Genomic DNA, 13,340 nt, shown 5'->3' with positions numbered 1-13,340 from the left:
CGCGGGGCCGGTCGGGCGGGGAGATTGGTCATGAAGGTATCCATCGGCCGTCCTCGTTTCTCACCGCGCTTGTTGATTGCCGCGCCGCGGGGACGTCGGGCCTGCGGCGCGTCCCGCGGGCGAGGCCCAGGAGCGCGTAGAAGGGCAGCGTCGGCAGGAACAGAGCGGCCGTATCGATGTACCGCAGCGCCGGGAAGGTCACCACCACCATCAGGATGCCGGCCGAGACCGCGTAAAGGAGGGTCAGGCACAGCAGCGCGTTCACGTCCAGGCGCACCTGGGCGCTAATGTCCGGATGCACCTGCGCGCTCATGGCCGGACGCGCCTGCGTGCTCGCCGTTCCCGCCGATGCCGGTGCGCCGCGCCAGACATGGAGAGGAAAGAGGACCGCGAGGCCGAGCAGGGCGAGCAGGAAGGGCGCGTTCGTCGCCACCGCATGGCCGAGGAAGCGCGTCGTTGCGCCGACCAGCCAGGCGACGTAGCGCTCGGGCGCCGCCCTGAGCGTCGCAAGCGAGAGCCGCATCATCCGCCTGTCGAAGGCGACCCAGGTCTCGCCCGGGTGCCGAAGAGGGGCGACGACGCCGTACAGAACCTCGTCATGGGTGCGTGCGAAGATATCGAAATATCCCAGCGCCGCCGACACGAAGGAGCGCTGTCCGGTCGAGTTCCGGGGGACCGCGATGACAGCGCCGCGTTGCTCGGCCGCGCTGCGCCGGTCGACGATCTCGCGGGCTAGTGGCCGCAGGTCCTCGGGAAGCTCGCCGGCGATCTCGTGGGTGAGCATCAGCCCGGCCATGCCGGAGAGCTGGAAGCCTCCGAAGGATACGACGTTGAAATCGCCCACAACAGCCTGACGAGCCCCTGACACGGCGAGGAAGGGCAGCGCGCCCGCCAGTGCAACGGCAAGGACGCGGCCGGCCCCGGCCTTCGTTCCGCGCAGGCGCGCCAGCGCCAGGTAGAGCAGCGGGAACACCAGGAAGGACGGGAGGAAGGTCGGGCGCAGTACGTAGGCAAGCCCGAGCGCGAGCCCGAATGGCACCGCATGGAATGCGATCCTGCCGCCAGCGGCCATGCGGAAGGCAAGCGCGACGCCGACGATCGAGAAGGCGACCGCGGGAAGCTCGGGATGGACGGCGTTGTTCCAGATCAGGACGACGTTCGCCAGCAGCAGGGCCGCCGCCATCGACGCGCCCGCCCTAAGCGACAGCCCATAGGTCCGCACGGTGGCGTAGAGGAAGCAGACGGCCCCGAAATAGAGGGCAGTCTGGACCAGGGGGATGGCGGCGAAGCTGCTGCCGCCTGCCATGAACGGTGCCGCGAGCCAGCCATAGAGAGGGTTGCGCATCTGCCCGAGCGATTCCGGCAGCGGCCCGAGATCGAAGTAGCTCGCGGTGTCCGGCGTGATCCAGGGCTCGAAGCGTCCCGCCGTCCAAAGCAGCAGGCTGAGGCCGGCGACTGCCAGCGCGAGGGCGACGGCCTCGGCTCTTCCCAGTGCGGCTTTCATGGAGGCTTCGCGTTTCGGTGCGCTGTCGCCGGGTATGTCGGGCCGACCTGCGCCTGTCAATCCTGGCCGCGGCTTCCGGCGCGGCACGCCACTGGTCACGTCAAGCGGGACAGGCGCCGCGCGGACGTGGCGGGGCGATCCGTCGCAGGCACGGGAAAGCCCACGAGGCGCGTTCCCGCGGCGGCAGCGGGCAGGGCGGTCCGGTCGGCTACGCGAACTGGGGCTTGCGTGCCGCCTTGGCGTGCTACAAATAGCGTGTCCCGGGCCCGAGCCCGGGAAACATGGCTGGGGTGCCCGCGTCCGGGGAAGCGTCCTCGGGTACGGGCTGAGATCACACCCATCGAACCTGCCTGGGTCATGCCAGCGAAGGGAGCCCGTCTTGTCGTTCGGTCACCTCAAATCCAGCCCGTCGCGGCGCGTTGCCATCGTCGGCGCCGGCGCCATAGGCCTTTCCATCGGCTGGCGCCTCGCCGCGGCCGGATGCTCGGTCGACATCTTCGACCGCGGCGCCGCAGGGCAGGGCGCGACCCGCGCCGCCGGCGGAATGCTGGCTGCCGCCGCCGAGGTCGAGCCTGCGGAGGACGCGCTGGTCGCGCTGTGCCGGCGCAGCCAGGCCATGTGGGCCGATTTCGCCGCCGAGCTGGAGGCGGCATCCGGCATCGACGTGGAGCTGCGGCGCGAGGGCACGCTGGTGATTGCCCTGACCGCCGACGACCTGGGCAAGCTGCGGCGCACGGCCGAGCTGCAGCAGCGCCTCGGCATCGGGACGCGCTGGTTGCCGGGTGGCGAGGTCCGGCGGATCGAGCCCTACCTGTCGCCGCGGGTGTCTGGGGCGCTGCACTGCCCGGACGACCACCAGGTGGAGAACCGGAAGGTCGGCGCCGCGCTCGCGCGTGCCTACCAGGCGGCAGGCGGCCGCCTGCACGAGCACGTCGCGGTGGAGGGGATCGCGACCACGGATGGCCGCGTGCTGGGCCTGCGGATCGGTGACGGGCTACACGAGGCCGACACGGTCGTCGTGGCGGCGGGCGCCTGGTCCCGGGGTCTCGGCGGCCTGCCGGACGGGCTGCGCCCGCCCGTGCGCCCCGTGAAGGGCCAGATGCTGGCGCTGCGCATGCCGTCCGGGGAGCCGCTGCTGCGCCACGTGCTCTGGACCCCCGGCGCCTACCTGATCCCGCGGCGCGACGGCAGGCTCCTGATCGGGGCGACGGTCGAGGAGCGCGGCTTCGACGAGAACCTGACGGCCGGAGGGCTCCTCTCGCTGCTGGAGAGCGCCTGGCGCGCCGTGCCGGGCATCGAGGAGCTGCCGGTCGAGGAGACCTGGGTCGGCTTCCGTCCGGGGTCGCGAGACGATGCGCCGATCCTCGGGCCCGGCGGCATCGCGGGCCTGGTAATGGCGACGGGTCATCACCGCAACGGCATCCTGCTCACCCCGGCGACAGCCGAGCTGGTGGCGCGACACGTCCTGACCGGGGAGGTCGACCCCGCCATGGCACCTTTCGGGATCGACCGTTTCTCGAGGACGCGATGACCCTTGCCGCGGATTCCAATGCGGGCGCCGCCCCTGCCACCATCCGCGTGAACGGCGTGGACGAGCCCCTGGCCGCCGGCACGCTGGGCGAGCTGCTGGCAGCGCGCGGCATCGTGCCCGGCGCGCGCGGTGTCGCCGTGGCGCTGGACGGGACGGTGGTGCCCGCGGCGGACTGGGCTGGCACCCGCCTTGCGCCGGGAGCCGAGATCGAGATCGTCCGCCCGTTCCAGGGCGGCTGAAGGAGGAAGGATCCGTGGAGGACGTTTTCGAGATCGCCGGGCGGCAGTTCGGCTCGCGGCTGCTGATCGGCAGCTCGGGCTACCCGAACCGGCAAGTGATGATGGCTGCGCTGGAGGCCAGCGGGGCCGAGGTCGTGACGGTTTCGATCCGCCGCATCAGCCTCGACGGATATGCCGAGAGCATGCTCGACCTGATGGGTGGACGCTACGTTCTGCTGCCCAACACCGCGGGCTGCCAGACCGCGCGGGAGGCCGTGCTGACCGCGCGCCTCGCGCGCGAGGCGCTGCAGACCGATTGGGTGAAGCTGGAGGTGATCGGCGACGCCGAGACGCTGCACCCCGATGTCGAGCAGCTCCTGCGCGCGACCGAGGAGCTGGTGGCCGAGGGCTTCAAGGTCCTGCCCTACTGCAACGACGACCCCGTCACCTGCCGCAAGCTCGCCGATGCCGGCGCGGCGGCGGTGATGCCGCTGGGCTCGCCCATCGGATCCGGCCTCGGCATCTGCAATCCGCGGGCGATCGAGCATATCTGCGCGCGCATCGGCGTGCCGGTGATCCTGGATGCCGGGATCGGGACGGCATCGGACGCCGCGCTTGCAATGGAGCTCGGCTGCTCGGCGGTGCTCCTGAACACGGCGGTGGCCAAGGCGGACGATCCCCCCGCCATGGCCAGGGCCATGCGGCTGGGCGTGGAGGCGGGGCGCCTCGCCCGCCGGGCCGGCCGGATTCCGCGGTTGGACCGCGCGGAGCCGTCGAGCCCGCAGCTCGGCCTGATCGGCACGTGATCCCGTCGCCGCTGCTGGTCGTGACGGACCGGCGGCAGGCATCCCGCCCGCTCGATGCCGTCGCGGCCGCGTGTCTGGACGCTGGATGCCGCTGGATGGGGATCCGCGAGCGCGACCTGCCGGCCGCGGAGCTTACCGAACTGGCGGGCCGCCTCGGCGCTCTGGCGCGTGCGGCGGGAGCCCGGATGGTGCTCTTCGGACCACCCGAGGCCGCCGTCGCGGCCGGGCTCGACGCCGTCCACCTGCGCACCGGCGAGGACCTGGCGATGGCGCGGCGCGTCCTCGGCCCCGGGGCCCTGGTCGGCGTGTCCGTCCACGACCGGGCGGAAGCCGTGGCGGCCGCGCGGGCGGGCGCGGACTATGTGCTGCTGGGCCCCGCGTTCCCGACGGCGAGCAAGCCCGGCTATGGCCCGACCCTGGGGCCCGCCGGCCTTGCCGCCGCGACGGGGCTCGGCCTGCCGGTGGTCGCGATCGGCGGAATCGATGCCGGGAATGCAGGTGCCTGCCTCGCCGCAGGCGCCGCCGGCATCGCGGTCATGGGCGGCGTGATGCGGGCGCCGGATCCCGGCGCCGCGGTGCGGGTGCTGCTCGCGGCACTGGATCAGGCGGCCTGGCCGGCCGCCCAGCCCGACGACCAGGCCCATTGGAAGTTGTAGCCGCCGAGCCAGCCCGTCACGTCCACCGCCTCGCCGACGAAATAGAGCCCGGGCACCGCCTTCGCCTCCATGGTCCTGGAGGACAGCGCGTCCGTGTCGACGCCGCCCACCGTCACCTCGGCGGTGCGGTAGCCCTCGGTTCCGGCCGGCATCACGGCCCAGCCCTTCACGTCTCGGGCGATGGCGTCCCAGGTCCGCGCGCCGGCCTGGCCCGCAGGACGTGCCGCCAGGGCGGGGTCCAGCAGCCGCTGGGCCAGGCGCCGGGGCAGCATGTCGCCCAGCAGGGTCTTCACCTCGGCCTTGGGCCGCTCCGCCGCCGCGTCGCGCAGCCGCGCCGCGAGGTCGATGCTTGGCGCGAAGTCGATCTCGACGTTCTGCCCCTCCGACCAGTAGGACGAGATCTGCAGGACGGCAGGGCCGCTTATTCCGCGATGGGTGAAGAGCAGCGCCTCGTCGAAGCTGGTGTCGCCGCAGCGGATCCGCACGTCGCAGGCCACCCCGGTGAGGTCCCGGAAGTTGCGGGGATCTTCCGGCGCGAAGGTGAAGGGCACGAGCCCGGGTCGGGTCGGCACCAGCGGCATTCCGAAGCGGCGCGCCACCTCATGGCCGAAGCCGGTGGCGCCGAGCTTGGGGACGGACAGCCCGCCGGTCGCGACGACGACGCTCTCGGCCAGCAGGCGCCCCGCCGTGCTGTGCAGCTCGAACCGGTCCCCGCGGCCGATGCTCTCGACGCGCGTCGACAGGCGGAAGCTCACCTTCGCGTCGGCGCATTCCCGCATCAGCAGGGCGACGATCTCGCGGGCGGATCCATCGCAGAAGAGCTGCCCCAGCTTCTTCTCGTGAAACGCGATGCGGTGCCGGCGCACGAGCTCCACGAAATCGTGCTGGGTGTACCGGCGCAGGGCCGAGATCGCGAAGTGCCTGTTGGCCGAGACAAAGCGGTCCGGCACCGCGTGCAGGTTGGTGAAGTTGCACCTGCCACCGCCCGAGATCAGGATCTTGCGGCCGGGCTCGTCGGCATGGTCCAGCACGAGCGTCCGGCGACCGCGCCTTCCGGCCTCTGCTGCGCACATCAGCCCGGCGGCGCCGGCGCCGATCACGATCACGTCGAAATTCTCTGGGCTCACTGGGCTCAACGCCGGCAGGGGAAGGCGGGAGGGGGAGGCGGGCGCGCATCTTGCACATCCGCCGGGTCTGCGTCCATGCCGGGAGGATGCCGCTTCCGGAAAGGCGCCCCGCCGCGCCGAGGAGGGCGACGGCGTCGGCGGCACGGATGCCCTTTCCGGAAGCGGCCACGGCGGCCCCGCGCGCCGCCGGCCCGCCGGAACCGCTGCCTGGGCCCGGCGGAGCTTCCGTCAGCAAGCCGCGTGCCATGCGCCGGAATCCAGCGGCGCGGCGGCGCCGGGCCATGTCCGTGCCCGCGGCTGCAAAGGAAGCTGACGCGCCGCGTCGGAACCGACTGACCAGCGCGTGTAAGCGGCGTGCCGTGCTGTGCGAGGTCTGCGCGACTGCGCCGGGCTTCCTTATTGCCTGACCGAAGGTCGAGACCCAGGTCTCCGTCATCGAGCAGCGCCTGAGCCTAAACGATCCCGAAGGACACCAGGCTCGTCGAGACGCCAAGCTCGTCGAGAGCTTGCTGGCGCTACCGGACCCCTTCGGGCCTGGCTTCGGAACCTCTGCGCCAAGGGTATGGAGGCAAAGGATCTTCCGCCCTCGAGGTACCCAATGACGATCCCAGGGGCGCGCACCAGATTCCGGTTTGATTGTCTGCGCATTTAGCGCGACCTTTATTTTAGGGTATGTGGAGCAGAATCCTGCAACCATGGAGAATGGCTGCGGAATCCTTTTGCTGAGCCCTCGATGTGCCTTAGAGTTTATTCTGCTGGGATCAAGCAGTGTGCGGATCTGGTGCTCGTTTCGCTTACGCCTGCCGACTTCTGCTCGCAGGGCTGCAGAGAAGATCGACCGCATGACCAAGGACGCTGGAATTTTCGAGCTGATCCGGACGCGGCTCTTCACGGCCGTCATCGGCGATCAGATGGATGCGCGGGGACTGACGCGTCAGTTCCTGCCGCCCGAGATCCGCGGCCTTACTCCGGAAACCCTGGTGGTCGGCCGCGCGATGCCGGTCCTGGAGGCGGATTGCTGCGGCGAGGTCGTCGGGCATTCCGGTCGTGCCGAGGCGTTCGGTCTCATGTTTCAGGCCCTTGATGACCTGAAGCCGGACGAAGTCTACATCTGCACCGGCAGCTCGCGCCGATACGCCCTCTGGGGCGAGCTGATGAGCACGCGCGCGCGGACCCTCGGCGCCGCGGGCGCCGTCGTGGGCGGCTTCCACCGGGACACGAAGGGCATCCTGCGGCTGGGCTTTCCGGTCTTCTCGGAAGGATCCTACGCACAGGACCAGCGGCTGAGGGGCCGCGTCGTCGATTTCCGCTGCACCATCGAATTCCCGAATGGCGCCCGCGTGCGTCCAGGCGACGTCGTCGTCGGCGATGTCGATGGGGTTCTCGTCATCCCGCAGGAGGATCTGGAGGACGTCGTCGCCCTGGCCTTGAAGAAGGTCGAAGGCGAGGAGGCCGTCCGCCAGATGATCGAGCAGGGCCAGAGCACGAAGGAGGTCTTCGACAGAACCGGCATCATGTAGGCGCCGGGATGCCCGCGACTGTGCCGAAGCGCGGTGCGGCAAGCCAACATAAGACAGATAACGGAGGGAGGAACCCATGAGGGCAGTGGTCGGTAGCGCCGTGGTTGCCGGCCTGCTCGTCGGAGCGGGCCACGCCAGCGCCCAGGAGACGCTGAACGTCTTCTGGGTCAAGGGCTTCTACAAGTCGGAGGACGAAGCCCTCTTCGCCGCCGTCAGGAAGTTCGAGCAGAAGACCGGTGTCAAGGTCGAGCTCTCCCAGTATCCCGTCCAGGACATGATCCCGAAGACCGTGGCCGCCCTCGATTCCGGGAGCCCGCCCGACGTCGCCTATGCGGATGTCTACGACTTCCAGGTCACCGGGAAATGGGCCTTCGAGGGGCGCCTCGAGGACCTCAGCGACGTCATCGATCCCATCAAGGATCGGTTCGCGAAGAACACGGTGGAGACGACCTATCTCTACAACGATGTCGACAAGAGGCGCGCCTATTACGCGTTTCCGCTGAAGCAGCAGACCATGCATATCCAGTACTGGTCCGACATGCTGGAGAAGGCGGGCTTCAAGGAGGCCGACATCCCGACCGCATGGAACGACTACTGGGCGTTCTGGTGCGAGAAGGTACAGCCAGCCTATCGCAAGGCGGCGGGCGCCCGGGCCTATGCAATCGGGCAGCCGCTGGGCGTCGATTCCAGCGACGCCTTCTATTCCTTCCTGACCTTTGCCGATGCCTACAATGTCCGCCTCGTCGACGACGAAGGCAGGCTTCTGGTCGACGATCCGGCCGTCAAGGCCGGACTGGTCGGCGCGCTCAAGGCCTATACGGACGTCTATTCGAAGGGCTGCGTCCCGCCCTCGGCGACGAGCTGGAAGGACCCCGACAACAACGTCGCCTTCCACAACAGGACGACGCTGCTGACCCACAACGCGACGATCTCGATCGCGGCCAAATGGCTCGACGACATGAACAACGAGACCCTGTCCGCCGAGCAGCGCGCCGATGCGAAGAGGAACTACACCCAGCTGATCCGGACTGCGGGCTTCCCGCACAAGCCCGACGGCAGCAAGATGGTCTACCGCACCGCGGTCAAGACGGGCGTGGTCTTCTCCGGCGCCAGGAACAAGGCGCGGGCCAAGGAGTTCGTTCGCTTCCTGCTCGAGGAGGACAATCTCACGCCCTATGTCGAGGGTGCGCTGGGCCGGTGGTTCCCCGTGACGAAGGCGGCGCAGGAGCGCCCGTTCTGGAGGGAGGATCCCCACCGGACCGCCGTGTACAACCAGTACGCCGACGGCACCGTGCCCTTCGAGTTCACGAAGAACTACAAGTTCACCATTCTCAACAACGAGAACGTCTGGGCGAAGGCGGCCAATCGGGTCCTCAACGAGAAGGTTCCCGTCGACAAGGCCGTCGACGAGATGATCGCCCGCATCAAGACCGTCGCGGGCTGATCCCGTTGGCCCTGGCCGGCCGCGCCTGCGCGGCCGGCCGTCCTCCCAGCAGGGCGCCGCCCATGAACGATATCGCCGTCTACGAGGCAGATCTTGCGACGAAGCGCGTCCGCCGACGCTGGTCCGCGTGGGAGGTCTGGGGCGTGGCGCTCCTGGTGCCCTATGTCCTGGTCTTTCTGCTCTTCGTGATCTATCCCGTCGCCTACGGCTTCTGGCTGGCGCGGGATCCGCAGGCCTATGTCGCGCTGTTCGAGGATCCGATCTTCGTCCGGGCGGTCTTCAACACGCTGGTCTTCATCCTGGTCGGCGTGAACCTCAAGATGATGATTGCCCTGCTGCTGTCGGGCTTCTTCGTCCATGAGCGGTTGTGGATCCGATGGCTGTCGGTCCTGTTCATCCTGCCCTGGGCCGTGCCCTCGATCCCGACGATCCTGTCGCTCCGTTTCATGCTGAATCCCGAATGGGGGCTCGTCAATCAGCTGATATTCAGGCTGACCGCCGAGGACGGGCCGAACTGGCTCAACGACCCCAGCCTCGGCCTGACCTTCGCGATCCTGGTGCACATCTGGAAGTCGCTTCCGTTCTGGACGCTGGTCCTCGTCTCGGGGCGGCTGGCAATCTCGCGCGACCTCTACGAGGCGGCCGCGGTGGACGGGGCCGGCAGGATCCAGCAGTTCCGCTTCATCACCTGGCCGTCCATGAGCACGCTCTACATCACCTGCCTTCTGCTCTCGATGATCTGGACGCTTGGCGACTTCAACAGCGTCTACCTGCTCACGGGTGGCGGCCCCGCGGATCTCACCCATGTGCTGGCGACGCTCGGCATCCGCTATCTCCGGCTGGACGCCGTCAACCTGTCGATGGCGACGATCGTCTCGGCCATGCCGATCGTGCTGCCGCTCGTGTACTTCATGATGAAACGGCTTTCGCGATGACGAGAAGACGTCTTCAGGCCGTCGCCAACGAGGCGAAGCTGCTTCTGATCGGCATCCCCGTCCTTCTTTGGACGCTGCTGCCGATCTATCACCTGTTCCTGTTCGCGATCTCGCCGAAGCAGTCGGCGTTCTCGGGCAATCTCTGGCCGGAAGAACCGACGCTGCGCAACTTCGAGATCGTGCTGAGCCAGCAGCATTATTTCCTCACCCATTTTTGGCAGCAGCTCGGGAATTCGATCCTGATCGCGGTCGCGACCGGTGTGATCACGCTGTTCATCGCCACGACGGCCGCCTTTGCGATCAGCCGTCTCCGCGCGCGGGGCGGCCGTCTGGTCATGAACCTGGCGCTTTTCACCTATTTCATCCCGGCCGCATTCCTGGCCGTGCCGATGTATCGCACGATGGGACTCTACGGCCTTCTCAACAGCCGCTGGGCCCTGATCCTGGCGATGGTCACCGTCGCCTCGCCCTATGCGATCTGGGTGCTGAAGCAGGCCTCGGACAAGCTGCCCTACGAGCTCGACGAGGCGGCCATCGTGGACGGCGCCTCGCCCATGCAGCTTTTCCGGCTGGTCTATCTGCCCCTGATGATGCCGTCGCTGGTCGCGGTGGGGACCTACGCGCTGCTGCTGGCATGGAACGAGTATCTCTACGCATTCCTGCTGCTCTCGCGCGACACCGACATCACCCTGCCCGTGGCGCTCGGCAACTTCCTGGCGGCCGACGACTCACCCTGGGAGCTCCTGATGACGACCGGCTTCATCTACGCGTTGCCGCCGGCGGCCATCTACTACGCCTTCAGGCGCTACATGGTCGCCGGCCTGACGGCCGGCGCGGTCAAGAGCTGAACGGGAGCAGCCCGCCGCCTTTGGCGCGGCCACGACAGGAGGGGACATGGCCGAGGTCGAGATCAGGGAAGTCCGCAAGAGCTTCGGACGGCTGGAGGTGCTGCACGGGGTCAGCATCGGCATCCAGGACGGCGAGTTCGTCATCCTGGTGGGGCCGTCGGGATGCGGGAAGTCGACCCTGCTTCGGATGGTTGCCGGTCTCGAGGACATCACGCGCGGCGAGATCCGGATCGGCACGAGGGTGGTCAACGACATGCCGCCGAAGGAGCGCGACATCGCCATGGTGTTCCAGAACTACGCGCTCTACCCCCACATGACCGTCGCCGAGAACATGGCCTTCTCCATGCGTCTGCGCAGGGCGCGCCAGGCGGAGATCGACACGAGGGTAAAGCGCGCGGCCGAGATCCTGGGGTTAAGTGCGCTGCTCGACCGCCACCCCCGCGAACTCTCGGGCGGGCAGCGTCAGCGGGTCGCCATGGGCCGAGCGATCGTGAGGGATCCGCAGGTCTTCCTATTCGACGAGCCGCTCTCGAACCTCGACGCGAAGCTGCGGGTCGCCATGCGCGCGGAGATCAAGGAGCTGCACCAGCGTCTGGGCACCACGACCATCTACGTCACCCACGACCAAGTCGAAGCCATGACGATGGCCGACAGGATCGTGGTCATGCGGGACGGGGTCGTCGAGCAGATGGGAGCACCGCTGGAGCTCTATGACCAGCCCGACAACATCTTCGTCGCGGGCTTCATCGGCTCGCCGGCCATGAACCTGCTGGCCGGCCAGGTCGAGGCCGACGGCTTCCGTACCGAAGGCGGCCTGAAGCTGCCCATTGAGCGTGTTCCCGCCGGGTGGATCGGCCGGCGCGCGCTCTATGGCGTGCGGCCCGAGCATATCGAGCTCCGCGACGATGGCGTCCCGGTCGAGGTGCTGGTGGTGGAGCCCACCGGATCGGAAACGCTGATCATGGTCCGGAACGGCGCCGCGCAGCTGGGATGCCTGTTCCGCAGCCGCATCCTGCCGCAGCCCGGCGAGACGATCCGCATCGCCCCCAATCCAGCCCTCGTCCATCTGTTCGACGCCGAGACGGAGCGGCGCCTCGTTCATTAGGGCGGCTCCGGCACAGCATGGTGCCGCGGACCGTCAGCGCGGCTACACGCGGTAAAGCCGTGCCAGGGCGGCGACGGCGGTGGCAAGGGCCTGGCGCAGCTCGGGCGGTGCGAGGACCTCGACAGTGTCGCCGAGGCCCAGCAACTCGCGCACGGCGATCTCGACGGATTCCACGGGGATTTCCACCGTCCGCCATCCATCGGGATCGGGCGGCCCTGCTTGCCGGACGGCATCCGCCAGCGCCCGGTTCACGCGCCCGAGCCGATGCAATGCCGACGGCGATGCTCGCACCGTCGCCCGGCCCGCCTGCATCCGCGCCTCGTAGTCGCGCGCAAAGCGGTCCCAATGGCCGCGCAGGTCGAAATCCGCGGGGCGTTCGAACGGCACCTGCGTGACGGTGAGCTCGCGTATGCTCGAAACCCTGTAGGTCCGCACCTGCGCGCCAGCCTCCGCGACGAGATACCAGAGGCCCGCCTTGAGAACGAGGCCGAGCGGCCCGGCCTCGCGCTCCACGATCCCCTTCCAGCTCTCGTAGCGGATCCACACCTTCCGCGCGGTCCAGACGGCCAGGGCGAGCGTCGGCAGAAGCGCGATCTGCTCGGGTCCCTGGAACCAGCCGACGGGATCGAGATGGAAGCGTTCCCCGACCCGCTCGGCGTCCGCCCGGGACGTCTCCGGCAGGGCAGCCAGCAGCTTCAATCGCATCTGCGCCGTCGCCTCGGAAAGCCCCAGATCCGCCGCGGGGCCCGGAAGTCCTGCCAGGAACAGCGCCTCGGCCTCGCGCGCGGTAAGGCCGGTCAGCCGCGTGCGGTACCCGTCCAGAAGCCTGAAGCCGCCGCCGTGGCCCTTCTCCGCATAGACGGGTATGCCCGCGGCGCTGAGCGCATCGATGTCGCGGTAGACCGTGCGCACGGACACTTCGAGCCCGGCTGCAAGCTCCGCGGCCGTGGCCTGTCCGCGTGCCTGCAACGTAAGCAGGATCGAGAGAAGGCGGCTTGATCGCATGAATCGCAATCTATCCGATTTCAGCTGACATTCCCCGTCAGTTGATGCGGCGCATGCTCCCCTCGGTTCAGCCATATCGGAGGGTGCCATGAGTGATCACCACAACGTCCACTCCGCGGCCGGTTCGCGTCCGGCCATGTCGAGCGTTGCCGGCTTCGATTTCCTGATCGGGGACTGGAAGGTCCGCCACCGGCGTCTGAAGCACCGGCTGGCGGGGTGCACCGACTGGGCCGAATTCGACGGGACAACCTCAGCCCGAAAGATCCTCGGCGGCATGGGAAACATGGACGAGAACCAGATCGGCCTGCCTGACGGCGCCTATTCGGCGCTGTCCGTCCGGCTCTTCGACGCGCGCGCGGACCGATGGTCGATCTGGTGGATCGACGCGCGGCGGCCAGATGCGCTCGACCCGCCCGTCATCGGCGGCTTTGCCGACGGGCGCGGCGTCTTCTACGGCGACGACCGATTGGAGGGCCGCCCGATCCGGGTCCGGTTCATCTGGTCCGACATAACCGACACCACGGCCCGGTGGGAGCAGGCCTTCTCGCCGGACGGTGGGGCGAACTGGGAGACCAACTGGGTGATGGAGTTCATCCGGGCCTGACGCCGGGGGCGCATCCCGTATGCCCAGGTCGGGAGCG

13 protein-coding genes and 1 riboswitch are annotated in these 13,340 nt (G+C 68.8%); of the genes, 10 read left to right on the top strand and 3 right to left on the bottom strand.

All coding sequences use genetic code 11. The features are described 5' to 3' along the window. Positions 1–28: 28 nt before the first annotated feature. A complete protein-coding gene (locus JUB13_RS01740; RefSeq protein ID WP_207476665.1) occupies positions 29–1,504 on the bottom strand; it encodes a hypothetical protein in 1,476 nt (491 codons plus the stop codon). A 276-nt stretch (positions 1,505–1,780) separates the two neighbouring features. Continuing rightward, positions 1,781–1,893: riboswitch (TPP riboswitch) on the top strand. Here JUB13_RS01740 and thiO point away from each other — a divergent pair. From thiO to JUB13_RS01720, 4 genes are all read left to right on the top strand, one after another. Further along, positions 1,884–3,035, top strand: a complete 1,152-nt coding sequence (gene thiO / locus JUB13_RS01735) for a glycine oxidase ThiO (protein ID WP_211115444.1) — start codon at positions 1,884–1,886, stop codon at positions 3,033–3,035. (Overlaps the previous riboswitch by 10 nt.) Further along, complete coding sequence (gene thiS / locus JUB13_RS01730) at positions 3,032–3,274, top strand: sulfur carrier protein ThiS (RefSeq protein WP_207476664.1); 243 nt, start codon at positions 3,032–3,034, stop codon at positions 3,272–3,274. Before thiO ends, thiS begins: the two co-directional genes overlap by 4 nt. A 14-nt stretch (positions 3,275–3,288) precedes the next feature. Continuing rightward, positions 3,289–4,059 (top strand): thiazole synthase, encoded by a 771-nt coding sequence (thiG, locus tag JUB13_RS01725; RefSeq protein ID WP_207476662.1) that lies wholly within the window; start codon positions 3,289–3,291, stop codon positions 4,057–4,059. Continuing rightward, on the top strand, positions 4,056–4,715 hold the full coding sequence (locus JUB13_RS01720) for a thiamine phosphate synthase (protein WP_207476660.1): 660 nt from the start codon (positions 4,056–4,058) through the stop codon (positions 4,713–4,715). Before thiG ends, JUB13_RS01720 begins: the two co-directional genes overlap by 4 nt. Here JUB13_RS01720 and JUB13_RS01715 read toward each other — a convergent pair. Beyond that, entirely contained in the window at positions 4,661–5,842 is a 1,182-nt protein-coding gene (locus JUB13_RS01715; RefSeq protein WP_328702839.1) for a BaiN/RdsA family NAD(P)/FAD-dependent oxidoreductase, read from the bottom strand. The genes JUB13_RS01720 and JUB13_RS01715 overlap by 55 nt on opposite strands. An 842-nt stretch (positions 5,843–6,684) precedes the next feature. On the opposite strand from JUB13_RS01715, the gene JUB13_RS01710 reads away from it, so the two are divergent. The 5 genes from JUB13_RS01710 (at position 6,685) to JUB13_RS01690 (ending at position 11,694) form a co-directional block, all read left to right on the top strand. Next, positions 6,685–7,362 (top strand): RraA family protein, encoded by a 678-nt coding sequence (locus tag JUB13_RS01710; RefSeq protein ID WP_207476656.1) that lies wholly within the window; start codon positions 6,685–6,687, stop codon positions 7,360–7,362. 76 nt (positions 7,363–7,438) lie between these two features. Then, the gene (locus JUB13_RS01705; protein WP_207476654.1) at positions 7,439–8,806 is read left to right on the top strand and encodes an ABC transporter substrate-binding protein; all 1,368 of its coding nucleotides are present in this window, start codon (positions 7,439–7,441) and stop codon (positions 8,804–8,806) included. A 62-nt stretch (positions 8,807–8,868) separates the two neighbouring features. Next, complete coding sequence (locus tag JUB13_RS01700) at positions 8,869–9,741, top strand: carbohydrate ABC transporter permease (RefSeq protein ID WP_207476652.1); 873 nt, start codon at positions 8,869–8,871, stop codon at positions 9,739–9,741. Continuing rightward, positions 9,738–10,589: a carbohydrate ABC transporter permease gene (locus JUB13_RS01695; RefSeq protein ID WP_207476650.1), complete on the top strand. Its 852-nt coding sequence runs from the start codon at positions 9,738–9,740 to the stop codon at positions 10,587–10,589. The genes JUB13_RS01700 and JUB13_RS01695 overlap by 4 nt, the downstream gene beginning before the upstream one ends. A gap of 46 nt (positions 10,590–10,635) precedes the next feature. Continuing rightward, positions 10,636–11,694 carry an ABC transporter ATP-binding protein gene (locus JUB13_RS01690; protein ID WP_207476648.1) on the top strand — a complete coding sequence of 353 codons (1,059 nt, stop codon included), beginning with the start codon at positions 10,636–10,638 and terminating at the stop codon, positions 11,692–11,694. 42 nt (positions 11,695–11,736) lie between these two features. Here JUB13_RS01690 and JUB13_RS01685 read toward each other — a convergent pair whose 3' ends face one another. Next, positions 11,737–12,699: a helix-turn-helix transcriptional regulator gene (locus JUB13_RS01685; protein WP_207476646.1), complete on the bottom strand. Its 963-nt coding sequence runs from the start codon at positions 12,697–12,699 to the stop codon at positions 11,737–11,739. Between the two features lie 88 nt (positions 12,700–12,787). Here JUB13_RS01685 and JUB13_RS01680 point away from each other — a divergent pair, with 88 nt between their 5' ends. Then, positions 12,788–13,303 (top strand): hypothetical protein, encoded by a 516-nt coding sequence (locus JUB13_RS01680; protein ID WP_207476645.1) that lies wholly within the window; start codon positions 12,788–12,790, stop codon positions 13,301–13,303. Positions 13,304–13,340: the final 37 nt, after the last annotated feature.

The sequence above is a fragment of the Arenibaculum pallidiluteum genome (genome assembly GCF_017355985.1).
GTDB classification, from domain to species: Bacteria; Pseudomonadota; Alphaproteobacteria; order Azospirillales; family Azospirillaceae; genus Arenibaculum; species Arenibaculum pallidiluteum.
This window is presented reverse-complemented; position numbering and strand designations above follow the sequence as displayed.